Annotated in this window: 22 protein-coding genes; 9 read left to right on the forward strand and 13 right to left on the reverse strand. The window is 69.2% G+C overall.

The genetic code is table 11. The annotated features are described in order from the left end of the window. Positions 1-38 precede the first annotated feature (38 nt). On the reverse strand, positions 39-1,013 hold the full coding sequence (locus J2W45_RS10595) for a diacylglycerol/lipid kinase family protein (protein ID WP_310131606.1): 975 nt from the start codon (positions 1,011-1,013) through the stop codon (positions 39-41). A gap of 90 nt (positions 1,014-1,103) precedes the next feature. Continuing rightward, positions 1,104-2,456, reverse strand: a complete 1,353-nt coding sequence (locus J2W45_RS10600; protein WP_310131608.1) for a serine/threonine-protein kinase — start codon at positions 2,454-2,456, stop codon at positions 1,104-1,106. A gap of 97 nt (positions 2,457-2,553) precedes the next feature. Between J2W45_RS10600 and J2W45_RS10605 the strand changes: the two genes are divergently transcribed. From J2W45_RS10605 to J2W45_RS10615, 3 genes are all read left to right on the forward strand, one after another. Continuing rightward, on the forward strand, positions 2,554-3,045 hold the full coding sequence (locus J2W45_RS10605; protein WP_310131609.1) for a MarR family winged helix-turn-helix transcriptional regulator: 492 nt from the start codon (positions 2,554-2,556) through the stop codon (positions 3,043-3,045). Between the two features lie 69 nt (positions 3,046-3,114). Beyond that, on the forward strand, positions 3,115-3,279 hold the full coding sequence (locus tag J2W45_RS10610) for a hypothetical protein (protein WP_183080093.1): 165 nt from the start codon (positions 3,115-3,117) through the stop codon (positions 3,277-3,279). Between the two features lie 13 nt (positions 3,280-3,292). Next, positions 3,293-3,547, forward strand: a complete 255-nt coding sequence (locus J2W45_RS10615) for a DUF6458 family protein (protein ID WP_310131610.1) — start codon at positions 3,293-3,295, stop codon at positions 3,545-3,547. A gap of 78 nt (positions 3,548-3,625) precedes the next feature. On the opposite strand, the gene J2W45_RS10620 is transcribed toward J2W45_RS10615, so the two are convergent. Then, a complete protein-coding gene (locus J2W45_RS10620; RefSeq protein WP_396427085.1) occupies positions 3,626-5,023 on the reverse strand; it encodes a pyridoxal phosphate-dependent decarboxylase family protein in 1,398 nt (465 codons plus the stop codon). Between the two features lie 158 nt (positions 5,024-5,181). Between J2W45_RS10620 and J2W45_RS10625 the strand changes: the two genes are divergently transcribed. After that, the gene (locus J2W45_RS10625) at positions 5,182-6,057 is read left to right on the forward strand and encodes an aminoglycoside phosphotransferase family protein (protein WP_310131612.1); all 876 of its coding nucleotides are present in this window, start codon (positions 5,182-5,184) and stop codon (positions 6,055-6,057) included. A gap of 6 nt (positions 6,058-6,063) precedes the next feature. On the opposite strand, the gene J2W45_RS10630 is transcribed toward J2W45_RS10625, so the two are convergent. Together J2W45_RS10630 and J2W45_RS10635 are read right to left on the reverse strand one after the other, a co-directional pair. After that, entirely contained in the window at positions 6,064-6,396 is a 333-nt protein-coding gene (locus J2W45_RS10630) for a DUF7882 family protein (protein WP_310131614.1), read from the reverse strand. 129 nt (positions 6,397-6,525) lie between these two features. Then, positions 6,526-7,893 carry an NAD-dependent succinate-semialdehyde dehydrogenase gene (locus tag J2W45_RS10635; protein WP_310131615.1) on the reverse strand — a complete coding sequence of 456 codons (1,368 nt, stop codon included), beginning with the start codon at positions 7,891-7,893 and terminating at the stop codon, positions 6,526-6,528. A gap of 269 nt (positions 7,894-8,162) precedes the next feature. Here J2W45_RS10635 and J2W45_RS10640 point away from each other — a divergent pair, with 269 nt between their 5' ends. The 4 genes from J2W45_RS10640 (at position 8,163) to J2W45_RS10655 (ending at position 12,776) form a co-directional block, all read left to right on the forward strand. Further along, positions 8,163-8,930, forward strand: a complete 768-nt coding sequence (locus tag J2W45_RS10640; protein WP_310131617.1) for a glucose 1-dehydrogenase — start codon at positions 8,163-8,165, stop codon at positions 8,928-8,930. A gap of 17 nt (positions 8,931-8,947) precedes the next feature. Beyond that, a complete protein-coding gene (locus tag J2W45_RS10645) occupies positions 8,948-10,279 on the forward strand; it encodes an NAD(P)/FAD-dependent oxidoreductase (protein ID WP_310131618.1) in 1,332 nt (443 codons plus the stop codon). 77 nt (positions 10,280-10,356) lie between these two features. Then, entirely contained in the window at positions 10,357-12,195 is a 1,839-nt protein-coding gene (locus tag J2W45_RS10650) for a thiamine pyrophosphate-requiring protein (protein ID WP_310131620.1), read from the forward strand. Between the two features lie 86 nt (positions 12,196-12,281). Continuing rightward, positions 12,282-12,776 (forward strand): MarR family winged helix-turn-helix transcriptional regulator, encoded by a 495-nt coding sequence (locus J2W45_RS10655; protein WP_310131621.1) that lies wholly within the window; start codon positions 12,282-12,284, stop codon positions 12,774-12,776. On the opposite strand, the gene essC is transcribed toward J2W45_RS10655, so the two are convergent. After that, complete coding sequence (gene essC / locus J2W45_RS10660) at positions 12,768-17,261, reverse strand: type VII secretion protein EssC (RefSeq protein ID WP_310131622.1); 4,494 nt, start codon at positions 17,259-17,261, stop codon at positions 12,768-12,770. The genes J2W45_RS10655 and essC overlap by 9 nt on opposite strands. Further along, positions 17,258-18,391, reverse strand: coding sequence for a type VII secretion protein EssB (gene essB / locus J2W45_RS10665; RefSeq protein ID WP_310131625.1), 1,134 nt, complete (start codon positions 18,389-18,391; stop codon positions 17,258-17,260). Before essB ends, essC begins: the two co-directional genes overlap by 4 nt. A 160-nt stretch (positions 18,392-18,551) precedes the next feature. Here essB and esaA point away from each other — a divergent pair, with 160 nt between their 5' ends. Beyond that, positions 18,552-21,413, forward strand: coding sequence for a type VII secretion protein EsaA (gene esaA / locus J2W45_RS10670; protein ID WP_310131627.1), 2,862 nt, complete (start codon positions 18,552-18,554; stop codon positions 21,411-21,413). A 27-nt stretch (positions 21,414-21,440) separates the two neighbouring features. Here esaA and J2W45_RS10675 read toward each other — a convergent pair whose 3' ends face one another. The 6 genes from J2W45_RS10675 to J2W45_RS10700 all read right to left on the reverse strand — a co-directional run bounded on the left by J2W45_RS10675 (position 21,441) and on the right by J2W45_RS10700 (position 24,832). Then, positions 21,441-21,773, reverse strand: coding sequence for a hypothetical protein (locus J2W45_RS10675; RefSeq protein WP_310131628.1), 333 nt, complete (start codon positions 21,771-21,773; stop codon positions 21,441-21,443). Continuing rightward, positions 21,770-22,138 carry a hypothetical protein gene (locus J2W45_RS10680; protein ID WP_310131630.1) on the reverse strand — a complete coding sequence of 123 codons (369 nt, stop codon included), beginning with the start codon at positions 22,136-22,138 and terminating at the stop codon, positions 21,770-21,772. The genes J2W45_RS10675 and J2W45_RS10680 overlap by 4 nt, the downstream gene beginning before the upstream one ends. 15 nt (positions 22,139-22,153) lie before the next feature. After that, a complete protein-coding gene (locus J2W45_RS10685) occupies positions 22,154-23,230 on the reverse strand; it encodes a lipase family protein (RefSeq protein ID WP_310131632.1) in 1,077 nt (358 codons plus the stop codon). Positions 23,231-23,756: 526 nt separating this feature from the next. Further along, the gene (locus J2W45_RS10690) at positions 23,757-24,005 is read right to left on the reverse strand and encodes an EsaB/YukD family protein (protein ID WP_310131633.1); all 249 of its coding nucleotides are present in this window, start codon (positions 24,003-24,005) and stop codon (positions 23,757-23,759) included. After that, on the reverse strand, positions 23,986-24,504 hold the full coding sequence (locus tag J2W45_RS10695; protein WP_310131635.1) for a hypothetical protein: 519 nt from the start codon (positions 24,502-24,504) through the stop codon (positions 23,986-23,988). The genes J2W45_RS10690 and J2W45_RS10695 overlap by 20 nt, the downstream gene beginning before the upstream one ends. Before the next feature lie 37 nt (positions 24,505-24,541). Next, entirely contained in the window at positions 24,542-24,832 is a 291-nt protein-coding gene (locus J2W45_RS10700) for a WXG100 family type VII secretion target (RefSeq protein WP_310131636.1), read from the reverse strand. Positions 24,833-24,834 lie beyond the last annotated feature (2 nt).

The raw sequence follows: 24,834 nt of genomic DNA on the forward strand, positions 1-24,834 counted from the left end.
GCTCAGTCCTCGTGTGAGGCTCAGTCCTCGCCTGAGGCTCAGTCCTCGCGCGGAACCTTGACGGTGAGGCTGGACGGATCGACCCAGGTGCGGAGCGCGGAGGCGCGCCCGAACAGGTCGCCGTCCAGCTCCACCTCCTCCGCCCGGCTCAGCCGCATGACGAACTCGCGGCCCTTGAGGTAGTTCATCGCCCGCACCTCCCGGTCGGCGCCCATGAAGCGCCGGCCGACGGTGGTGCGCCGCAGCACGCCGTTCTCCCAGAAGATCTTGACGACGATCTGCAGCCAGCCGATGAATCCCTCCGGCCGCAGGACGACGATGTCGAACTCGCCGTCGTCGACCGCGGCATCCGGCAGCAGCAGGATGTTCGCGGGCAGCGACCCGCAGTTCCCGATCAGGACGGTGTGGGCGCGCGCAGAGTGCACCCCCGTCTTGTCGAGCTGGTAGCGCACGCGCAGCTGGTTCTTGTCGCGCAGCACCGTGCCGATGGCCTTCACGTAGGCGAGCCACCCGTGGCGCGCCTTCAGGTCGTCGTCGGTCGCCGCGATCATGCGCGCGTCGATCCCGACGCCCGCCATGACCAGGTACGCGTGGCGGCGCGTGGGACCGTCGCCGTCGCGCAGCTCGACCACGCCCATGTCGATGGACCGGTCGCCCCCGTCGAAGGCGGAGTCGAGGGCGTTCTCCACGTCATCCAGGGTCAGGTTCAGGTTCCGGGCGAGCAGGTTGCCGGTGCCCGAGGGGAGCAGGGCGATCGGGACGTCGCTCCCGCGCAGCGCCTCCGCGACGGTCCGGACGGTGCCGTCGCCGCCCGCGGCGATCACGACGTCGGCCCCGCGCTCGAGGGCCTCCTTGGTCTGGCCCGCACCCGGGTCGTCCTCGGTCGTCTCGAGCCAGATGGTCTCGTTCCACCCCCACCGCTGCTCGGCGGCGGCGAGCGCCTCGCGCAGCGCGGGCTCATCCACCTTCACCGGGTTCACGACGATGGCGGCGGTCCTCGGTTGCTCGGGCATACCCCGGACAGTACCGGCGAACGGGCGGCTGCGGAAGTTCGCAGGGATCCCGGGCGCGGCTCGCCGGTGCGCAGGCTCAGCGGGAAGCGGTCAGCCCTTGCCCTTATCCGGGCCGCCGCCTTTGCCGCCGCCCTTGCCCGGGCCGCCGCCCGGACCGGGCTTGGCGGGCTCCTGCTTGGCCGGTTCCTGCTTGGCGGGCGCCTGCTGCTGCACCGGCTCCTGCTGCACCGGCTCCTGCGTGGCAGGCGCCTCGACCGGCGCGACAGTCGACGCGGGCGCCACGACGCTCGGTGTGGGCCGGGGCGTGTCCGGGACGCTCTGGGGCTTCTCCGACGCCGGCGCCATCATGCTGCCGAGCCCGAGCGTCGCCAGGACGACCAGGATGCTCCCCGCGACCGCCCCCGTCGCGACGATGCCGCGCCGGCGCCGCGTCGACGCCCGCGAGCGACGCGCTCTGGTCGTGGGCAGGATGCGCGTCGCGTCGGTCGCTTCAGGCTCAGCCCCGAGCGCGGCCGCGCCGCCGGACCGCTCGGCCGCGACCGCGGCGCCGCCGACCGCCTCCGCCCCGACCGCGGGCATCGCGACCGTGGGCACGTCCTCCGGCGCTTCGGGAGTCCACCCCACCAGCTGCGGCGCCAGCTCCCGCACCATGACCGCGACCTCGAGCGCCGTCGGCCGCAGCTGCGGATCGCGCGCGGTCATGGCGCCCAGCAGCCCGCGCCAGTCCTCCGGCAGCGACGAGGGGATGCGCGGATCGCGCGCCGCCCGAGCGGCTACGGCCTCGACCGGCGTCCCGGGGTACTCGCGCACCCCGGTCAGCGCCTCCAGCATCACGAGGCCGAGCGAGTAGATGTCGGACGACGGACCGGGTTCCCCGGCGAAGATCTGCTCCGGACTGAGGTATCCGGCCGTCCCCATCACCGTGCCGATCGTCGTGATGCGCTCCGAGCCGACGAGGTGCGCGATCCCGAAGTCGGCGAGTTTCACGACGGTCTGCCCGCCGGGGACGCTCGCCTCGGCGAGCAGGATGTTGCCGGGCTTCAGGTCGCGGTGCACCATGCCGGCTTCGTGGACGACCACGAGCGCCTCCGCGATGCCGACCGCCACCTCGACGGCCTCCTGCGGGGCGAGCGGACCGTGCTCCAGGCGCGTGCGGAGGTCCTCGCCGTCGACGAGCTCCATCACGAGGAAGCTGGGCGTGGTGTCGCCGTCCGCAGCGAGGTGCGCATCGTGCAGCGCGACCAGGTTTGGGTGGCTGAGCCGCCCCAGCATGGTCGCCTCGGTGCGCCGTCGCGCATCGTCCACCGCTGTTCCGCTGGCGAACACCTTCACCGCGACCTCTCGGTCCAGCCGCCGGTCGAGCGCGCGGAAGACCGTCGCCATCCCGCCCCGACCCAACCGGTCGTGCAGCTCATACCGCTCGAGGAGCACTCGTTCGTCCACCGCGCGAGCATACGCGCCCATTCCGTGTCCGTGAATCCGCCGACAGTCAGGTCCACCCCCGTTGCATACGGACGCATCCTGGGCATGACTGATAAGAGTGACGCACGAACCGGAGGAGCCTCGGCCCGAGACGGGTGTGCTCGAGGCGCTGCAGGTCTACCGTGCGGCCGAAGCGGCGATGCGGCGGCGCACCGGGTCGGCGATGGGGATCGGCGAGAACGATCTGCTCGCCCTGCGCCTGATCCTCGACAACACGGCCGCCGGGCGTCCGACCTTCGCCAAGGACGTCAGCGCCTATGTGGGGGTGTCGAGCGCGTCCACCACCCTCCTCATCGACCGGCTGACGAAGGCGGGCTTCGTGGAGCGGCGCCCGAGCCGCATCGACAAGCGCTCGGTGGAGTTGGTCCCCACGCGGGCCGCGCTCGGCGACACGGGTCCTCTGCTGGCCGCCGCCCAGGAGCAGATCGCCGCCGCGACCGCCGAGTTGAGCGCCGACGAGGCCGAGACGGTCACCCGATTCCTCACGAAGATGCGCCAAACCGTGGACCGGATCGCGTCCGAGCGCACGGCTAGGCCCAAACGAACCTGAAGTCAAGGGGATTGCTAGGCAATTGAAGTAGTTGTTGTGTGGAGCGCGTCAAGGAAAGGACACTTCTCCATGAACATCCTGCTCATCATCGTTGCCATCATCGCCATCATCCTGCTGCTCACCGGCGGATTCGTGCAGTCCCTGAACTTCCTGCTCTGGGTCGGAATCATCCTGCTCGTCCTGGCCGTGATCGTCTGGCTGGTGCGACTGCTCACCGGAAGCCGTCGGGTCTAGGCCGGGAGACGCCATGAGCCTCGGCGCAGGGATCTTCCTCGTCGTCGTGGGCGCGATCCTCGCGTTCGCACTCAACGTCCAGGTCGGCTGGATCGACCTGCACCTGGTGGGCTACATCCTGATGGTCGCCGGCGTCATCGGCATCATCATCGGGATCGTGCTGCTCACCCGGCGTCGCACCTCCGTCGCCACCACCCGCACGGCCGTCGATCCTGCGACGGGCGAGCGCGTGACGCGCCGGACGGGCGAGTCGGACGACATCGTCTGACACCCTCCCTCTCGAACGTAGAAGCCCCCGTGCCGTCTGGCACGGGGGCTTCTGCGTTGCCGATTGATGCGTTGCCGTTCACTCCATCGTGTCGAGGATGCCGACCAGGTCGTCGAAGGTCGTCAGCGGGTTCAGGACGGCGAAGCGCGTGTTCGGCCGGCCGGCATGCGAGCTCGGCGTGACGAACGCGCGCTGCTCGTCCAGCAGGCGGGCCGACCACACGGCGTAGTCCTCCTTCGTCCACCCCTCGCGCTCGAAGACGACCACGGACAGCTGCGGCCGCCGCACCAGGCGGAACCCGTCGCGCCGCTCGATCTCGTCTGCGATCTGCTCGGCCAGCCGGATGGATGCCGTCACGGCGTCCCGGTACGCGGCGGCCCCGTGCGACGCCAGCGAGAACCAGAACGGCAGCCCGCGCGCCCGGCGCGTCAGGTGCGCCGCATAGTCGGACGGGCTCCACTCGGTGTTCTCGGTGAGCGTGTCGAGGTACTCGGCGTGCTGCGTGTGCGCGCGGCGGCCGGCCTCCGGGTCGCGGTAGATCAGTGCGCAGGCGTCGAACGGAGCGAACAGCCACTTGTGCGGGTCGACGATCACGGAGTCCGCGTGCTCGACGCCGGCGAAGCGATGACGCGCGAGCGGGGAGAGCATCCCAGCGAGCCCGTACGCGCCGTCGACGTGCAGCCAGAACGAGAACTCCGACTTGAGCGCCGCGACGGAGGCGATGTCGTCGACGATTCCGAAGTTCGTCGACCCCCCGGTCGCGACGACCGCGAAGACCGCGTCGCCGTACTCCTCCAGAGCGGGGCGCACCGCGTCACCGGTGAGGACGCCGGACTCACCCGGGGAGACCGCGACCACGTCCACATCCATCACCCGCGCGGCCGACGATATGGAGGAGTGCGCCTCGGCGCTGCACACGATCACCCAGCGACCGGACGGGTTGCCCCGCTCGGTGCGGGCGGCCTCGCGGGCGGCGACGAGCGCGGACAGGTTGCCGAGCGTCCCGCCCTGCACGAAGACGCCGCCCGCCGTGGCCGGAAGCCCGAACTCGGCCGCCAGCCAGGCGAGCACCTGGTTCTCCGCGTAGACCGCTCCGGATCCCTCGAGCCACGAACCGCCGTAGACGGCGCTGGCCGACACGACCAGGTCGAACGCGGTCGCCGCCTTGGTCGGAGCGGTCGGGATGAACGAGAGGTACCGCGGGTGGTCGGTGGTGATGCAGGCGGGGGCGAGCACGTGCTCGAAGAGGGCGAGCGCGCGCTCGGCGCCGATCCCGGTCTCGGAGACAGTCTGCCCGGCGAGCCGGCGCAGCTCGAACTCGGGCAGCGGCTTGTCGAGCGGGGTGTCCTCGCTCAGGATGCGGCGCCGCGAGTAGTCGAGCACCAGGTCGACGAGCTCACGGGTCTCGGGGGTGACCGCGTGCATGCGGTCGGCGGCCGGGGCGGGCGTCTTGGTCATGGAACCTCCGACGGACATGCTTTCACACAGATCCCGCACACGTTTGGCGCGGGATGCACGGAATCGGCGTGGTTCTCCACGATACGCAGCTTTGCTGCGAACCACGAGGCCACGACGGCCGATCAGCCGCGTCCCGGCCGCCCTGGGCGCGGCGCGCATCCTGCTAGGTTCGACCGGTGAGCGACACCCCTGCGGCCGACATCGTGACGGACGAGAGACTCGTCCGTCGACTGCTCGCGGAGCAGCATCCCGACCTCCCGGGAGAGCTGCGACTCGTCTCGGACGGCTGGGACAACCAGCTCTACCGCCTCGGCGACCGCTTGGCCGTGCGGGTCCCGCGCCGCGAGGTCGCCGCACACCTGATCGAGCACGAGCAGCGGATGCTGCCCGCGATCGCCGCGCGGGTCGGCGTCCCCGTGCCCGCGCCGGTGCGCGTCGGGTCGCCCTCGGAGGCGTTCCCCTGGCCGTGGAGCGTGGTCGAGTGGTTCGAGGGCACCGACGGCGCCTCGGTCGACGCGGCCGGACGTGCCGGGCTGGCGGAGCCGCTCGCGATGTTCGTCGGCGAGCTGGCCGTCCCGGCGCCCGAGGCGCCGAGGAACCCCGTGCGCGGCGTGCCGCTGGCCGACCGCGACGAGGCCGTGCGCCTGCGGCTGCGGTCGCTCTCCGGACGCCGGGAGGTCGCCCACCTCGAGCAGGCCTGGCGCGAGGCTCTGGAAGCGGCGGTGTGGGACGGCCCGCCCCTGCTGCTGCACGGAGACCTCCATCCCGGCAACCTGCTCATCGGCGACTCGGTCTCGCTGGCCGCCGTGGTCGACTTCGGGGATGTGACGAGCGGCGACCCCGCCACCGACCTGGCGACGGCGTGGCTGACGTTCGACGGGGACGCCCGGGAGGCGTTCCGCGCGGCGCTCCCCGCATCCCCCGACCGGGCGACTTGGAGGCGCGCCCGCGGCTGGGCGGTCGCGATGGCGTCCGCGCTGGCGATGTCGTCCGACGACAACCCGCGCATGGCCGCGCTCGCCCGGCACACGCTCGATCAGCTCGAGGAGTGAGCGGCCCTAGAGCCCGCGCTCGTGCGTGGTGCCGGTGACGTGCTGGCCGTCCTCGTCGAGGGCGATCAGGCCGGAGGAGCTCGCGGCCGACGCGGCCAGGTGCTCGATCCACTCGCGGTCGATCGTCGGGGGCCGCGAACCGCTGTAGCGGAAGCGGAGCGGGATGGACGGGTCGATCCAGATCGTGGTGCGGCCGTCGCCGTTCTCCGGCGACTCGCGCCAGCTCAACGCGAAGGACTCCTTGCGCCGCAGCTTGGAGACGATGACGACCTCGAGGTGCGCCAGCACGCGGTCATCGAACGAGATCTGCGTGCTGCTGTCGTACATCATGTATCCCATCGGGCACCTCCACGAACACCGTAACCCACCCGGCCTCAGCACCCCCACCGTCGAGTACACGAAAACTGCACGGATTCCTCCCGAATCCGTGCAGTTTTCGTGTACTCGACGGTGGGGCGGAGCCCCGGGTCACCAGGAGGAGCGGATGAGCTTCTTGTTGACGAACTCGTCGGCGCCGAAGCGGCCGAGCTCGCGGCCCGAGCCGGAGCGCTTCACGCCGCCGAACGGCAGCTCGGCGCCGTCGGCGAGCACCACGTTGACGAACACCATGCCGGCCTCGATGCGGTTCGCGACGCGCTCCGCCTGCTCCTTGTCGGTCGTGTAGAGGTACGACCCCAGGCCGAACGGGGTGTCATTGGCGATGCGAACGGCGTCCTCCTCGTCCTTGGCGCGGAACACCTGCGCGACGGGGCCGAAGAACTCCTCCTTCGAGGCCGGGTTGTCCGGCGTGACGTCGGTGAGCACCGTCGTCTCGAAGAACGCGCCGTTGCGGCCGCCTCCGCGGACCAGCGTCGCGCCGTTCTCGACCGCGCGCTTCACCTGCTCGTCGAGGTTCTCGGCCGCCTTGAGCGACGAGAGCGGGCCGAGCGCCGACTCCTCGCTCGTCGGGTCGCTCGCCTCCACCTCGGACAGCTTGGCGGTGAACTTGTCGAGGAACGGCTGGTACAGCTCGTCGATGACCACGAAGCGCTTCGCGGCGTTGCAGGACTGCCCGCTGTTGTCGAGGCGCGCATCCACCGCGTTCTGCACCGCCGCATCCAGGTCGTCGGTGGAGAGCAGGATGAACGGGTCCGAGCCGCCGAGCTCGAGCACGACCTTCTTGAGGTTGCGCCCGGCGATCTCCGCCACCTTGGCACCGGCGCGCTCCGAGCCGGTGAGCGAGACGCCCTGCACGCGCGGGTCCGCGATCACGGTCTCGATCTGCGGGTGGCTGGCGTAGATGTTGACGTAGGCGCCCTCGGGGAAGCCCGCGTCGAGGAAGATCTGCTGGATGGCGGCCGCCGACTCCGGGCACTGCTCCGCGTGCTTGAGCAGGATGGTGTTGCCGATCACCAGGTTCGGGCCGGCGAAGCGGGCCACCTGGTAGTAGGGGAAGTTCCACGGCATGATCCCGAGCAGCACGCCGAGGGCGGAGCGGCGGACCACGGCCGAGCCGTCGCCGTCGAGCAGCTGGATCGGCTCGTCCTTCAGGAAGTCGTCCGCGTGGTCGGCGTAGTACTCGTAGATGGCGCCGGCGAAGTCGACTTCCGCCAGTGCCTGCTCGACCGGCTTGCCCATCTCGAGCACGATGATGTCGGCGAGCTGCTGGCGGCGCTCCACGTGCAGCTCCCCGACCCGGCGGACGAGCGCTGCGCGGTCCTGCACGGTGGTCGATCGCGACCACGTCCGGAATGCGTCGTCGGCGGCCGCGATCGCGGCCTGCAGGTCGTCGTCGCTGATGGTGTCGAAGGTCTTGACCGTCTCGCCGGTGGCGGGATTGGTCACGGCGTAGCTCATGGCGCTCCTCTTCTTCGCTGAAACGGGTCTGGCCCATCATGACAATACGGCTTCCGAGGCGGCTGTGACTCGCCATCCCGTCCAGCCGGAGACCCATCCCTCGACAGCGCGTACACGTTTCCGGATGTTCGCCCGCGATCCCCTGCGAGCCTTCGCACGAACGATTCCCTTTGCGCGAGCCCAGCGTTCAATGGGCGGCATCAGCGCGGCGCCGGAACGGCGTGAGAACGGCGTCGCGGCGTCGAACGCGTCGAGCGAAGGAGGACCCGGTGGAGCTCAGCGGCAAGAGCGTGGTCGTCACGGGCGGCAACAGCGGGATCGGGGCAGCGATCGTCCGCTCCCTCGCGGCAGCCGGTGCGGCCGTGGTGATCGACTACGTCGCCCATCCCGAGGACACTGCGGACCTCGTCAAGGAGGTGACCGCCGGTGGAGGCCGGGCGATCGGCGTCGAAGCGGACGCGTCGACCACGGCGGGCATCGACAAGCTCATCCAGACCGCCGTCGACGAGTTCGGCCGGCTCGACGCCTACGTCAACAACGCCGGCGTCGAGAAGCGGCACAGCCTCCTGGAGGTCGACGAGAAGACTTTCCACGAGGTCATGACGATCAACCTCAAGAGCGCCGTCTTCGGCACGCAGCGCGCCGCGCAACGGTTCATCGCCCAGGGCGGCGGAGGCGTCGTGGTCAACGTGTCCTCGGTGCACGAGGACTGGCCGATGCCCGGCAACCTCAGCTACTGCGTCTCGAAGGGCGGGATGCGGATGCTGACCCGGACCGCCGGCGTGGAGCTGGGGCCGCAGGGAGTCCGCGTCGTGAGCGTCGCGCCCGGCGCGGTGAACACCCCGATCAACGCCGCCACCATGAAGGACGACTCGCTGCGGCAGAGGCTGGAGAACAGCATCCCGCTGCGCGAGGTCGCCGAGCCCTCGCAGATCGGCGACGTCGTCGCGTTCGTCGTCTCGGACGCCGCAAAGTACATGACGGCCACGACCGTCTTCGTCGACGGCGGCATCATGCACGGCAGCGTGGGACTGTGATCGCGAGGGAGTGACCGATGACCGAGCCGCACATCCTCATCCTCGGAGCCGGCTTCGCCGGTTTCACGCTGGCCAGGGACCTGCGCCGGGATGCCGCGGCGCACCGGCTCCGCCTGACCGTCGTCGAGCCGCAGCCGTACCTGACCTACAAGCCGCTGCTGCCCGAGGTCGCGGGCGGCGAGACGCAGGCGCGCGACAGCGTCGTCCCGATCCGCCGGCCGCTCCGCCACGCGGACGTCGTCTCCGGCACGGTCGAGTCGGTCGACCCGGACGCGAAGCTGGCCGTCGTGCGCGCGCTCGACGGCACGCAACGCTCCCTCTCCTACGACCACATCGTGTTCGCCCTCGGCGCGGTCACGAAGACGTTGCCCATCCCGGGCCTCGAGGAGAACGCCATCGGATTCTCGAGCGTCGAGGAGGCGTCGTTCCTGCGCGACCACGTGCTGGAGCGCATCCGCTTCGCCGCCGCGACGACCGACCGCGCGGAACGGCAGCGCGCCCTGACCTTCGTCTTCGTCGGGGGCGGGTACACCGGCGTCGAGGCGATCGCCGAGCTGCAGCGCCTCGCGACGGCGGAGCTGGAGCGGTACCGCGAGCTCGACGGCGAGCGGATGAGCTGGCTGCTGATCGAGGCCGCCGGCCGCATCGCCGCCGAGCTGACCGAGCCGCTGTCCGCCTGGACGCTGCGGCTGCTGCGCCGCCGCGGCATCCGCGTCCTCCTCCGCACCGAGGTGACGACGTGCGAGGGCGGCGACGTCGTGCTCAGCAACGGGGAGACGCACCCCTCGGACACCATCGTCTGGGTGGCCGGCGTCACGCCGAACCCGGTGCTCGAGCGAGCCGGCGTGCCGCTGGGGAAGAAGGGTCACGTGCAGTGCGCCGCGACCATGCAGGCGGTCCGCGACGACGGATCGGTGGTCGACGGTGTGTGGGCGCTCGGCGACGACGCGCAGGTCCCCGACCTCACCGCAGAGCACCAGCCGGCGTATTACGCGCCGAACGCGCAGAACGCGATCCGGCAGGCGCGGGTGCTGGCCGACAACCTCCGCCGCGCGCTCGACGGGCGCGGTCCCGTCGAGTACCGGCACCGCTCGCTCGGCACGCTGGCCAGCTACGGCGGGATGCGCGGGGCCGCGGTGCTCCGCGGCGTGCCGTTGCGCGGACTGCCGGCCTGGGCGGTCGACAAGGTGTACCACGCGATCGCGCTGCCGAGCCTGAGCCGCCGGTTCCGGCTGGTGCTCGGGTGGATCGGCAACGGGCTGACGCCGCGTGACGACGCCCCGGTCAGCGCCTTCCCCGAGCCGCGGCAGCGCTTCCGGGAGGCGGCCGAGGAGCAGTCGAAGAAGTGAGCCGCTCCCGTGGCCGTTGACGGGGCGGCGCGGAAGCGTTGGATGGCGGAGGACACGAAAGACGTGGAGGAGACAGCATGGCGACGGTGAGCGAGTTCGTGATCGAGCGGATCCGGGAGTGGGGCGTCCGGCGCGTCTTCGGGTACCCCGGGGACGGCATCGGGGAGTTCGACGGTGCGCTCGGCAAGGCCGAGCGGGCCGGAGAGGGCCTCGAGTACATCCGGCCGACGCACGAGGAGATCGCCGCCTTCATGGCGACGGCGCACGCGAAGTTCACCGGCGAGGTGGGGGTGTGCATCGCCACGTCGAGCCCGGGCGGCTTCCACCTGATCAACGGCCTCTACGACGCCAAGATGGACAACCAGCCGGTGGTCGCGATCGTGGGGCAGCAGGGGCTCGACTCGCTGGGGACCTTCAACCAGCAGGAGAGCCACCTCGAGCGGACGTTCTCCGACGTCGCGGCGTACGTGCAGACGATCGTGTCGCCCGCGCAGGCCCAGGCCGTCGTCGACACGGCGTTCCGGACCGCGATCACCCGGCTGCAGCCGTGCGTGATCATCCTGCCGCACGACGTGCAGGGCCAGAAGATGGTGGAACCGGGCCCGGAGATGTGGCAGTCGCGGTCCAGCGCGGTCGCGCCGTCCATCCGCATCGCCCCGCCGCTCGAGCAGCTGCAGGCGGCCGCGGACGTCATCAACGCCGGCGAGCGCGTCACGTTCCTGGTCGGCGCGGGCGCGAACGGCGCGACGGCCGAGGTGCTGGAGGCGGCCGAGCTCGCCGGCGCCGGCGTCATCACCAGCCTGCGGGGCAAGCAGGTGGTGCCGTCCGATGTCCCGTTCCACACGCAGCAGCTCGGGCTCCTCGGCTCGCGAGCGAGCTACCAGCAGATGAAGGACTGCGACACCCTCGTGCTCCTCGGCACGAACTACCCCTACGGGCAGTTCCTGCCCGCGACCGGGCAGGCGCGCGCCGTGCAGATCGACCTGCGCCCGGAGCAGCTCGGGATGCGCTACCCGACCGAGGTCAGCATCTGGGCCGACGTGAAGGCCACGCTGGACGGCCTCCTGCCCCTGCTGACCCGCAAGGAGGACCGCTCCTGGCAGGAGAAGGTCATCGCCGACATGGCCAAGTGGGACGACGAGCTGACGGCGCAGGCGGAGCAGACGTACGACGACGGCGTCAATCCGCGCCGCGTCTACCAGGAGCTGAACAAGCGCCTCCCGGCCGGTGCGATCGTCACCGCCGACGCGGGCACGACCGCCGACTGGTACGGCCACTACATCCGGTTGCACGACGGGATGCTCGGGGATCTCTCCGGACGGCTCGCCAGCATGCTGGCGGCCATGCCGTACGCCGAGGCCGCCAAGTTCGCGTTCCCCGACCGCGCCGTGGTGTGCACGATCGGCGACGGCGCGTTCCAGATGCTCGGGATGAACGAGCTCATCACCATCAAGAAGTACCTGTCGCGCTGGTCGGACCCGACCTTCATCGTGCTCGTGCTCCACAACGACGACCTGACCCAGGTCTCCTGGGAGATGCGGACGGAGGACGGCAACCCGGTGTGGTCGACGTCGCAGGACGTCGAGTCGGTGGACTACGCCGGGTGGGCACGACTGCTGGGCTTCAACGGCATCACGGTCACCGAGGACGACGACGTGGCGGCGGCGTGGGATGCGGCATTCGCGCATCGGGGAGTCACGCTGATCGACGCGCACACCAGCAAGAACGTCCCGCCCCTTCCGCCGCACATCACGTTCGAGTTCGCCAAGAACACGGCGAAGGCGCTGCTCAGCGGCGACCCCGAGGGCTTCGGCGCCATCAAGGACTCGGCCACGTCGCTGGTCACGGAGGGGGTGGAGCGGGTCAAGGGCGCCCTGCGGCGGGACGACCGCGACCACGGCGACGACGGCAGCTGAACGGGAGGCGCGGCTGCGCGGCCTCGCCGGGAGCATCGCGCATCCCGGCGGTCCGCGTGGCGCGCGTTCACGGTAGAAATGGAGTCGTGAGCGACGAGGAATCGATCGAGTCCGCCCTGCGCGCGGCAGATGTGCTGATGCACGTGGCAGCGCAGTCGGTGATGGAGGTCGACCACATCGTCACGTCGCCGCAGTTGCGTGTTCTGGTGTTCATCGCGACCCGCGGTCCGCAGAACCCGGGGGACGTGGCCGTCGAGCTGGGCGTCCACGCCTCGAACGCGACGCGCACCAGCGAGAAGCTCGTCCGCCTCGGCCTCATCGAACGGCGGGAGGATCCGTCGGACCGCCGCTACGTGCGGCTCAGCCTCACGCACGAGGGCGAGCGCCTGGTGCAACGCGTGATCGCCCACCGCCGCAACGCCGTCGCGGAAGTCCTCGCCGCGATGCCGCCGGAGGAGCGCGAGGCTGCGTCACGCGCGTTCGCCGCCTTCGCCGGCGCCGCGGGCGTCGCGCCCTTCGAGGACGGCCGGTTCACCCTCGTGCAACCAGGAGCGGCGGGGCTGTCGGCGCCGTCAGCCTGACGGCAGCTTGACCTTGTCGTAGGCCGATCCTCCTCTGCTCACGAGGTGAACCTGGTCGGAGTGCAGGTCCGGTTCCGTCGAGAGGCCCCCGGTCCTGATCAGCGGGCTCTCATACGCCCTTGCTCCGATGAGACCTCCGAACTTCAGTTCCCTGAGGCCCTTGGGCACCGGATCGAACGACTTCGCGATGTAGGCGTGGGGCGAGAAGATCACGACATCCAGCCCGGCCCTGCTCGCCGGTCTCAGGCTCGAGACGAACACGTCCGGTGTGATCCTCGTCGTTTGGACGAAGTGCGCCAGGTCGGCGATCACCAGCACCTGGGAGTCGCCCCGCTGCCGGCTCCCGCCGAGGTGCAGGTATTCGGTGAGCAGAGCGGCGTCGAGAGCGGCATCCTCCGGCTTGTCGTGCCAGGTCACGCTTCCCACATCGTGCACGAGCTCGGCCAGGTCTTCGAAGCGCTGGCCGTGGTCGGCGAGCACGGTTCGAGCGCCGGTCGCGGCGAGCGCGTGCAGCAGCGTCCTCTGGAGGATCACCTCCTGATCCTCATCGGAGGCCGCACAGAGGAAGAACGGTTGGGCGCCGCGAACGAGTCCGACGACGTCCGTCGTCTGGCATGACATGGCCAGAGGCAGGTCCCCACGCGCGGTCCAGCCGGCGACCTGCGGCAGGGCGCCGAAGTCGGTCAGGGGCAGCTCGTCGGGAACCATCGGGATCCGCGCCGGTCGCTCGCCTGTCCACTCGGCGTCCCGCCGCGCGACCTCCCGGTCGAGAGCATCCAGCACCTCGGTGTCGTTCCCGCCCTCCGCCGGCAGGTAGAACTGGATGGCGGTCGGCGCCTCCAGCAGCAGCTGCCCCCGACCGAGGATCTCCGCCTGCACGACGCGCTCCCGGCCGAACAACGCGGCGACGTCGGCCTCGTCGTTGAGATAGAGCGCCATCTTCGCGGGGATGTTGCTGCTCATGTTCATCCGGAGGGAGTTCGCGCGGTTCGCCGTCATGACGAGGTGGACGCCGAGTGCGGCCCCTTCACGCAGGAGCTGGATCAGCTGTGCGTCGATCGAATCCTTGCGCTTGTCCTGTGCGATCGCGTCGTAGCCGTCGAGGACGGTGACGACGACCGGCAGCTCCTCCCCCGTCTTGGCGGCGAACTGGGCGGCGTTGGCCACGCCCGCCGTCCGGAGCTGCCGCTTGCGCTCGCAGAGCACCCGGCCGATCCGGTCCAGCGCCTTCCGCAGCTTCTCGTGCTCCTCGAGCGTCACCAGATCGGCGACGTGCGGCAAGCGGTGCAGCGGCAGGAGACCGTTGTTGCCGAAGTCCAGAAGGGTGAACTGCACCTGCAGCGGGCTCCGCTGGCGCGCCAGGTTCATCACGAGCGTCTGCAGCACCGTGGACGCACCAAAGCCGGGACTTCCGAAGACGGCCAGATGCGATGCCTCTTCGAGGGCGAAGACGTAGGTCTCCTGCGACTGCCGGCGCGGGATGTCCAGCCGACCCAGGGGCACCCCGGGCCCTTCGCCTACAGCTGGCGTCGTCAGCCGGCCATCCAACGGCGGCAACCACGGCCTATCCGGCAGAACGGCCCGGGCCCCCTGTGCCACCTCCGCGAGGTGAGCGACGACCGCCCTCAGCTCGCTGACGCGATCACCACGCGCCTCCCGGACGGCTTCTTCGCCCGAGAGGTCGCGCGTCCACAGGTCGTACTGCCCGACGTCGTTGACCCGGTAGATGCGTTCGTCCACCCCGCTCGTGTCCGCCGAGCCGGGATCGTAGGCAGCCCCCGACCACGCGGACTGGAAGAGCTCGTAGATCTCGTTGTTGCCCACCTGCAGGTAGGCCCGGCCCGGCTCGACGATGCCGGCCGCATCCGGCGTCTTGATGATCTCGTTCGAGTCGGACACGTCGGCGACCTTCAGCGCCAGCTTGAAGCGGCTGTTCGACCAGATCTGGTCGTTCACCACTCCGCTCGGCTTCTGGGTGGCCAGGATCAGGTGAACGCCGAGCGATCGCCCGATCCGCGCGGTCGAGACGAGCTCCTCCATGAACTCCGGTTGGTTGGCCTTCAGCTCCGCGAACTCGTCGGAGATCAGGAACAGATGCGGGAGGGGTCTCGCCGGGTAGTTCTTCCTCTCGATCGGATCGCCCTCCTGCCGACCGAGCTTGTAGAGCCGCGTGTACCCGTTGATGTGGTTCACGCCGTACTCGCCGAACAGCCGCTGCCGCTTCTGAAGTTCGGCGCGGATGGACGCGAGAGCCCGCGCCGAAGCGGCGCCGTCGAGATTGGTGATGGATCCCAGCAGATGAGGCAGGCCGGCGAACAGGTTGGCCATTCCGCCGCCCTTGAAGTCGATCGGCAGGAAGCCCACATCCTCCGGGCCGAAGTTGACCGCGAGCGACAGGATGTACGACTGCACGATCTCCGATTTGCCCGAGCCCGTCGTTCCCGCGACGAGACCGTGCGGGCCGTGGGCCCGTTCGTGGAGGTTGAGTTCGACGAGGTCGTCCTTTCCCCGCAATCCGAGCGGAACGGCGAGCGTCTTCGAGGTGTCCGCCTCGGACCAGCGCCGACCCACCTCGAGGTGCTCGACCTCTTCGACCTGGTACATCTCGAGGAAGCTCACAGCGGTGGGGACCGCGTTCTTCTCGACCTCCACGTGCGTCAGGTTCGACAGGCGCCGAAGCGCCCGCTCCAACCCTCGCGGTCTCGCATATGGCACGAAACCCCGCGCCACATGGACGCGCCCGTCGTTGACGAGTGTGCCGGCGGTGCGGTTCCGGTACTCGATGAGCGCGGTCACGGTCTCCGGCAGCATGGTGCGGTCCTCGGTGCACCAGATGACGGTCACCCCCAGCTTGCTCATGTCCTCCGCCAGGTACTCGTTGATCCCGTGTCCGGCGAGATGGGTGTCGTCGAGGACCGTGAGGACGTAGTGCGGCGCGAACACCGGACTCTCCCGGGTCGACTCCCGCAGCGCCTGCCGCCGCCTCGCGAGGATCCGGGTGAAGCTGCCGAGGACCATGTCGCGCGTCTTCGCGTTGCGGACGATCCCGCGGAGGTTCAGGTCGTGCAACGTGAAGTGCGGCAGGAAGCGCCAGTGCAGCCACTCCTCCCGGTACGACGACTCGCCTACCAGCGCGACGAACTGGAGATCGCGGTACGAGTGGAAGACGGCCAGCTGGAACAGGAGGCCGGCCGCAGCGGTCGTCACGGCATCACGACCCCCGACCAGCCCGATCGTCTGCGATCGCAGGCTCAGCGGCATCGGCACCTGGCGCTGCGTCGCATAGCGCGCGAGCAGTTCGGCGACCCTTCGCGCGTCGTGGTCGTCGTCGCGCTCGTCGACGTCGGAGGCGATCGTCAGGGACGACGGGATGTCTCCCATGCCCAGTGAGACCTCCAGGAAGTCCCTGTTGTTCGGGAGCCTCTCGTAGATGCGCGAGTCGTACGCGTCGACGAGGTCGATCACTGCATCCGGCGAGGGTAGGGCATGGTCACGCACCCGTCTCTCGAGTGCCGAGAGCCGCCCGAGGGACGCGGCGGCATCGAGCAGGTACCGTTCATAGCTCTCCCGCCTCACCGCCTCCTGCCGCTGTCTCGCCCGACGCTCGCTCACGAAGGTCGACACGGTGAATGCCGCAGTAATGATGCTCATCAGGGCCATGCCGAGCATCAGCAGCGGATTCCGCCCGGACAGCACGGTGGTAACGACGCCGATAGCGACCATCCCCAACGGTGGGAGGAGCGCTTTGAGGATGCCGTTCCTGTCCGGCTTCTGGGGCGGCTCGATCTTCCGCAGCTCGATCTTCTCGGTCGGCAGCTCGAGAGTGATTCGAGGACTCCGCCGGTACTCGGGGAAATCGGGAGGGAACTCGGCTGCCTTCGGCTGCCGGAGCACGGCGGCCTCGTTCACCTCCACGCCGGGCGCGAAGGTCGTGAGGCGCCACTGCGAGGGTCTCCTCTCGAGCAGGACCTCCGGTGTGAGCAAACGGTCACCCGGTTCCAGCGGCCCGAGCAGCTCCGGCTCGGTGATGCGCACGTCGTTGAGATAGACGAGGCCGCCTGCGGGGTCCACGACGAGGGCATCGTTCCGGACGACGACGGCGGCGACGCCGCCGCTCGACGACGTTCGCACCGTGGCGGCCGCCGACTTCCCCAGGACGGTATCTTCCGTCATGTCCAACTGCAGGTGCGTCGTCCTGGCGAGGCGCGCATCCACGATCAGCAGTTTGATTCCCGCTAGCAGTCGAATCCCGGGGCTGACGGCCTCGCCGTTGACGAACAGCCGGTCGTTGATCACGCCGATCGTGAGCCCGTCGCGGACGGCGGAGCGCCGATCCTCCGTGAGAGTGATGCTGATCAGCCGTTCACCGAGCATGTGGACGACGAAAAGCACCGTCTCGGGTTCCAGCCGATCGTCGATCAACCGATCACTCGGCTCGGACATGGTGGATGTGCCGAACGGGTCGTCGACCGCCGGGGCGCTCACCGCTCCACCCTCAGTCGCCCGGTGAGGTCGTCGATCTTCGCGCTGTAGTCTTCGAGGCGCTTCTGCTTCGTCGCGCCGTCCATCCTCGCGTCCAGCTTCGTCGCCTCGTAGAGCTCCGTGTAGGCCAGCAACGTGAGCTGGTCGTCTCCGAGGTTCTGCGCCAGGCTGAGGGCACGGTCGAGTTCTCCCCGGGCGAGATGGATCCAATAGCCCAGCGTGTTGTCGTCGGTCTTCGTGGAGATGCTGTCGAGCACCGCCTGCTTCTGCGTGCCGGTCAGTTCCGCGAGCTCGATGGAGCTCGCCGCGAGGATGTAGCGGGCGGATCTCGGCAGGTCGCCGGGACTGTAGTCGCGCAGTTCCGCCAGCGCCCGGGCGTAGTCGCGGGTGAGGAACTCCGCCTGGGCGGCGATGATCGCCTCCTGTTTCGGCACCGTCTGCACGTACGACACGTAGGTGAACCAGCCGAGAACGGCCGCCCCGACGATCGCTGCCGTCCCTCCCCCGGTGAGCAGCCGGTGCCGAAGACGCGGCACCGTTGCCGTCCGCCGGGCGGCGCGATGCGACTCGGAAAGACACTCCGCGTCGATGAACGCCGAGATCTCCTCCGGTGTGCCGAGACCCGACACGGTCATGCTGAGCGCGTCGGTGAGCGCCGCCGAGCCGTCGACCAGGTGCTCGAAGGGCAACCGCGGGTGGAACACGCTGAGGACGAGCGCTTTGTACCCCACGAGGAAGCGCGCGTCGTCGGAGTCCATCGGTGCGAGCATTCCCGCCAGGCCGGAGTGGGCGGGACGGGCACCCGCTCCTGTCAGCAGAATGTTCTCCGGATGGAGGAACGGCACACGAAAGCCCGCCGCCCGCGGGACCAGTGTTGCGAGCCTCTGCGCCGTCTGCAGCCTCGCCAACCGGGTGCGTGCGCTCAGCGTCGCCTGCCGCAGAGTCACGGCCCCCGGTGGCACCGCATACTCGACGACCGCCGCGAACTCGTCGAACGCGTCCGGACCGATGCGGGCATGGTGACGGATGACCTCCATCGACGCCATCGCGATCTGGGCGCCTGTCACCTTCACGCGCAGGATGTCGCCGGCGCGCTCGAACTCGAGTGCGTCGCGTCCGTCGGAGAGCTTCATCCGCCTGTCCCTTCTGTCGTTGAAATGACCTTATCGAAATATTTGATTCCGTGTCTGTTAGGGTCATATTCGGGACGGGGAACGATCTCGCGTCCCGGCGCCGAGGACAGGATCGGCGCATCCACTCGCGCGGGAGGTAGGCATGCTCAGGAAGGCCATCGTGAGCCTGTATGCACTCGTTGTGGCTCTCGTCCTCGCGGGATCGACCGCGCTGGTGAACCCTCACGGCAGCGGCGCGCCGGCAGGAGCCCCGGCCATCGCGCTCGTGAACGAGGATCACTCCGCCGACTTCAACGGCGAGACCTACCATTTCGGCCAGGAGTTCGTGAGCCTGGTCTCCAACGACACCGAGTACAACTGGCAGGTGGTCTCACGTGCGGTGGCCGAGCGCGCCTACGCCGGCCGGGCCGTCAGCGCCATGATCGTCCTGCCTCGGTCCTTCTCGCACGACATCCTCACGCTTGAGGACCTCGACCCGACCAGGGCCGCCGTCGACTACAAGGTGGTCGCAGGCGATCGGCTCTCCCGCGAGCGCCTGGAGGGTCAGCTCGCCACGATCCTGCGCGACTTCAACACCCGGATCGTGAAGATGTACTTCGCCAGCATCGCCGCGAACATCTCGGATGCCCAGACGGCCATGAGCTCGGTCGTCTCTCGGCACTCCGGCCTGGTCGACATTCTGGACGGGTCGATCGCCCCCTCCCTCGGAACGGCGTCTTCGCGCCATGGCAGCAGTGTGGGCCTCGCCCGCCTCTTGACGTCGCTGAACTCGGGATGGATCGCGGCGCAGAACGGCTTCACGGACCGCACCACCGGAGCGCTGACCTCCATCGCCGACTCGCTGGGCGATCAACGACCACACCTGTCCGAGTACTTCATGCTCCAGGAGCAGATCGCCCACACCAACGTCGTCAACGGGAACGCCGCCATCTCGCAGCAGGCCGCATCGAACAAGGACCACTTCGACAGGGCCTTCACGGACCACATCGACGACCTGCTGTCCGGGAAGGACGCCTGGACCGGATTCGACGGGCTCTCCTCCCGTGCCCCGGACGGGACCCGAACCGGCGCGCTGGCCGACCTCGAGCAGGCCGTCGCGAACTACGAGACCATCGTGACCGACTACAACGCCCGAGTCGACGCGCTGACCTCGTCACTGGAGCACCAGCGATCCCATCTCACCGAATCTCTTCGGCGCCTGGAAGCGCTCGAGACGTCCCTGCTCACCCAGTTCTTCGCGCTCACCATGCCCGGCGACAACGCCGCTCTCGGTGTTCCCTCCGGCGATCCTGCGATCGACGAGTCCACCTACCGCATCGATCCCTCAGCGCTTCCGGCGTCCGGTGCGCGACGGGCGCTCGCCCGGTTGATCGCCGGCGGCTTCGGCGACAGCGGGGCCTCGGACGCTGTCCTCCGCCAGGAGCAGAAGATCCGCGATCTCGTGGCCACCATCCCGACCGATCCGGTCCAGTACGACGCACTGTTCGCCGAGCTTCAGGGCGCTTCAGGGTTCGACCCGGCGCCCTACCGGAGTCAACTCGAACTCATCCGCGCCTACGCTCACGCGCACGGCGTCGCCTCTCCGGCCCTCACGCTGCTGCAGCCCACCGGGGCGGCTGTCGCCACGCACGCCGCGACGCGCTCGGTATCGGTGGACGTTCCTCCCGAGACGCGATACACCGTGATCGCGACGTTGCCCGGCGGACTCCCGGCCGAGGTCGCCGGCGTCTCGCTGGTGACCCCTGCCCCATCGTGTCCGCAGACGATCCCGGAGTGCGTCACGATCGACGCGGCGTCCGCGTCGGCCACGGTCGACAACAGGGGCGGCAGCGAACCGATCTCTGTCACCTTCCAGTACACGATCGACCTGACCGGTGTGGAGGGGAGTGCCACCGTGACCTATGTCGCGCAGGACACCACCTCCTCCGATGTCGTCGGCCCTTCGCAGACCGTCGGGAGCGACACCTATCTGCTCGTCCCCGCAGACGCGGCAACGCAGGCGATCGGCAGTTCGGATTTCGCAGGGATCACGACATACCTGAGCGGCATCCGCACGGCCGCAAACCTGCTGCTTCTCCTCTTCGGAGCGCCGTCCGACAGTCTGGACGACTTCAGCGCGGCGGTGGTGCCCACGCGCGACTTCGAGGGACGGAGCACCGAGTCGGTCTACAACCGTTACGGCACGGTCGACGCGTCCACGATCGAGAGCCGCCTCAGCGAGGCGGACGTGGCGGACTTCGGGGAACTCGGCCGTGACAACATCGCGGCGATCCTCGCCCAGATCGACGCGGTGAGGGAACAGCTCGAGGCCATCGACGCCGACCTCGACACGACAGCGGCGCTCCACCTGTCGTCGACGTACTTCTCTGAGGCGGTCCGCCGCCTCCAGGGCTGGTACGCGGCGGCGATCGCCAGCATCAGCGCTGCGCCGGCGCTCTGGCGGGAGGGAGCGAACACCGTGCTTCAGCTGACCACCGTGCCGTGGAACGGCGGCCCCGAGGGTACCGCCGAGCTTTACGTGGACGAGCGCACGGGTCCCGCCCTCTACTCCGCTCTCTCGGATCTCGTGGCGTCCACGCGCAACGGCGCCCAGAGCGTCGCCGCGAGCGCGCAGCTCATCGAGGACAACTCAGCACAGTTCGACACGCTGGTCGAAGGGGTTACGGCTACGCAGACGGACACCGAGGCCGTGCTCGACGCGATGAACCAGACGATCATGACCGGCACTGCGGATGCAGCCGCGGGAGGCGAGTTCAGCAAGCGGTTCTCGACCGTGCTCGCCAACACGCGCGCCGCAGGCGCCGACCAGGGGAAGATCTACGAGGCGTTCGCTAACCCGGTGACGGCGACGGACGCGACGCCGTCGGGGACCGCACCCGGCGAGGGCGGCTTCGATGCCCGGTGGCTGCTCATCTTCGGAGCGGGTTCCGTGATCGGCGGGCTGATCAGCTGGCTGCTCCCGCGCCGCCGGCCACGAGCGACGACACAGAAGCCGCGCTCGTCCACCGACGAGATCGCCTGATCTCCGGACGCTACCCCTCGGCGACCCCTAAACCTCGCGATCGCGGAGGAACGCTTCCCGCTCGTCCCCGTGCCTCGCGGCCTGCTCGTCGAGGTCCGCTCGGAATCCTGCGATCACCTGTGTCGCCCGGCGCACCTGATGGTCTCCTTCCTCGGCGACACGCTCGAGTTTGGCGATGAAGCCGGGTGCTGTTTCAGCTCCGTGCCGCGCAGCGACCTCGTAGAAGGCTTCCTGCATCCGCGCGAGCCGTGACCGGTAGCCGGCGACGAACTCTTCCGCCTGGTCGAGACGCCGGCGTGCAGCAGCAGCTTCTTCCTGCTGCGCGTGCTCCACTCCTCCGAGTGGGTGGTGGGTCGTCATGTGATGCTGTTCACTCCGTGGGTGTAGTCGAGGTCCGTCACGATGCGGCCGATCCCTTGTTCGACCTTCTCGGCGACCTGTCCGGCCAGCACCGAGTTCGGAATCACCGTGTTGCCGAGGGCGAAGAGCAACTGGGCCGTGTCGGCCTCGAGCGCAGCCCAGTTCGCGGCGCGGACGAACGCGTTCCTGCTGTGGACCATCGGCGGCAGCAGCGCGTTGAGGAGCCTCACCGCTGCGTCGTGGAGGAGCACGTCCATTCCGCGATGCGCGTCGTCGATCGCCTCGTGGAGGCCGCTCGCGATCCCCGCGAGCAGGTCCGCCAGATCGGGGCTCCCGTGGTCGGCCTTCGCTCCGGAACCGGACATGTCGTTCTCCTTCCGTCAGCGCGCCGCGTACAAGGACGCCCAGAGCTGGTCTTGTGCACCTGCCGTGGCGACCGCGTTGCTGATTCCGTTCGCGAGCTGGTCGACGACTCGTACGTGGTCGTCCAGCTTCCGGTCGACGGCGGCGACCGCGTGTTCGTCGATGTTGGCGTGCACCTGCAAGCGGTGAACGGCGACGCACTGCTCGATGTCTCTCTCGGTGATGTACGGAAGCGCGCCCATCGCGTCTTTCGACTGGTTGAGGCCGTCCGCGAGCTGTGGCACCAGGCCGCTGTTGACCGTCTTGATCGTGCGGAGCACGTCCATCGTGCTGAAGATCCGCGACGCCAGCGCCATCGCTGCGACCGTGTCGATGAGGACCATCACGCCCGACACGGCACCGCCCACGGCCGACGCGATCGCCGGATCGTGGAGGCTCTCGGCGGCGCCGGTGAGCAGGTCGGTGAATCCCTGCCGGTATCCAGGCGGTACGAGGCTGCACAGGTTGTCCATGATCTCGTGCATCGTCCGACCCTGAGCGCCGGCGCCGATGACCGACCCGTCCTTCGCAAAGCCGAACCCGGTGTCGAGGTTGTGGTAGTTCAAGAACCACTGGCCACGTGCGGCCTTCACGTAGTCCGCCGCACCCGTCCCGTTGCCGTGGAAGTTGCCGATCACATCCCACTCGTTGACGTAGTTGTGCAACGGGTTCTTCCCCGCGGCGATCTGAACCTTCACCCAGTCGCGCGCCTGCGGCGAGAGCACGTCCCACGGGTCGGGCCCGTTGAACGTCACCGCCGGCAGGTGGAACTCGGCCGCGACCAGCAACGCCAGGTAGCCACCGAGCGAGTGCCCGGTGATTGTCACGGACGAGGCCGCGTACGTGCTCCTGACCTTCTCGGCGTACGCCATGGCCTGTTCCGCCTGCGTCTTCGCCAGCTTCGAATCCACGATCGATGTCATGTCCGTGCTGAGGTCCGCCCGGTGCGCAGGGTTCGTCCCGGCATACGACACGGTGACCTGCGAGAGGTCGGGCTTCCCGCCGACCAGCGGAGCGACGGTCATCGCCTGGAACCCGGTCACTGGATCGGTCATGCTGTCAACGACGCAGTAGAGATTCCCCTGCTTCTCGCCACCGATATAGAACGTGGATCCGGCGACAAACGGGGGCTGCCTGACCAGCGGGTCCACCTTGTATGCAGCGTCAGCGATGCCCTTGTAGTCTTCTGCGCCGGTCACTCCAGCACCTCCGAGGTGCCGTCACTGTATTGGACGAGCACGGGCCCACTGGTCGCACCAGCTGGGGTGTCAGGCAGCGGATCCCCTCCCAGAGTGTTAGGGCCGAGAATCTCGTGGTATTCCTTGCCGCCAATGGTGACGACCGCGTTGGCTGACCACCCGCCACCGCCGTCCACGCTCCCCGGTTGAGTGAATCTGATGACTTGAACGTCAGGCTGGTTCCGCACGAACTTCACGGCTGACGCCCTCTGGTTTGCGAGGTCGGCACGAGGCGTCCCCGGTTGGTTCATCTGACTTCCTTCCAGGAGTGAGCACGCGCTCGTGACGTGCACGATCACGAACGCCAGACAGAGCATGGCGACAATGCGTTGAGAGACCGCGATCACCCCGCCACCACCTCGAACACATCCCCGTTGCCCACCGGGAAGTCGGCGATCACGTCGTGATCGCCCAGCGCGATCGGCTTGTCCTTCAGGCGGAGCCGCCACTCCGGGGGCATGACCATGCCGTGCTCCCGGAGCACCTGCGCGAGCAGTTCGGTCAGGCGGCCGAGCGTCACGGCCGTGGGGACGCGGAGGTCCAGCTGCCGGCCGCGCAGTTCCAGGCTGACGTCAATGTGTCGATCCGGCATCTCTCCTCATTCGTCTGGTGGCGTTCTTCCTCCCGAGGAGGATCGCCAGGCCGATCGCGGGCGCCGCGGCGATGCTCATGAGCAGCAGCCACATGCCGTCGCCGCCGCGAGCCGTGCCCTCGGCGCTGTCGAGGGACGGCCGCTGCGGCGCGGGCGAAGCGAACAGCGCGCGCCTCGTCTCGGCGTAGCTCTTCGAGAAGAGCGGATTCGGGCGAGCATCGAAGGCGACCGTGCGGACGGCGTGCTCGACGGAAGCCCGAGAAGTGGCCAGAGCCTTCGCACGCTCCGACAGCTCCGGCAGGAACAGCCCGGCCCGCAGCGGGAAGTCGCTCGAACCGCTGACGCTCAGCCCCGAATTGGTGATCACTTCCGGGATCAGGTGGAGGCGTCCGTCCCCGACCGAACCGTCCCCGCCCGGACCGTTCCCGCCGCTCTCGGTGTCCGCCCGGGCGGAGTTCTGGGCGAGCAGCACGAGGCTCACGCCGAGCAGCGTGGCCATGACACCCCCCAGCGCACGACGCGCGGCAGCATCGACCTCAGAAGCCGAAGCTCTGCGCGTCCTGAGCATCGCGCTCCGCGACGGTGTCGGCGTAGGAGTTGAGCTGCTCGTTGATGGACTGCAGCAGCTGCTCGAACTGCTGGACGTTCTTGTAGAGCTGGTCGTACTGGTTCAGGTACGCCTCGAAGGCCGCGCCCTTCCACTCCTCGGCGATCGTGCTGTTCATGCTGTTCACCTTCTGCACCGCGGACTCGATCTCGTCCCTCGCGACGAGGTACACCTGCGCCTGGCTCTTCAGCTCTTCCGGAGTGACGCTGATAACGGCCATGG

The sequence above is a fragment of the Leifsonia shinshuensis genome, assembly GCF_031456835.1.
Taxonomy (GTDB): domain Bacteria; phylum Actinomycetota; class Actinomycetes; order Actinomycetales; family Microbacteriaceae; genus Leifsonia; species Leifsonia shinshuensis_C.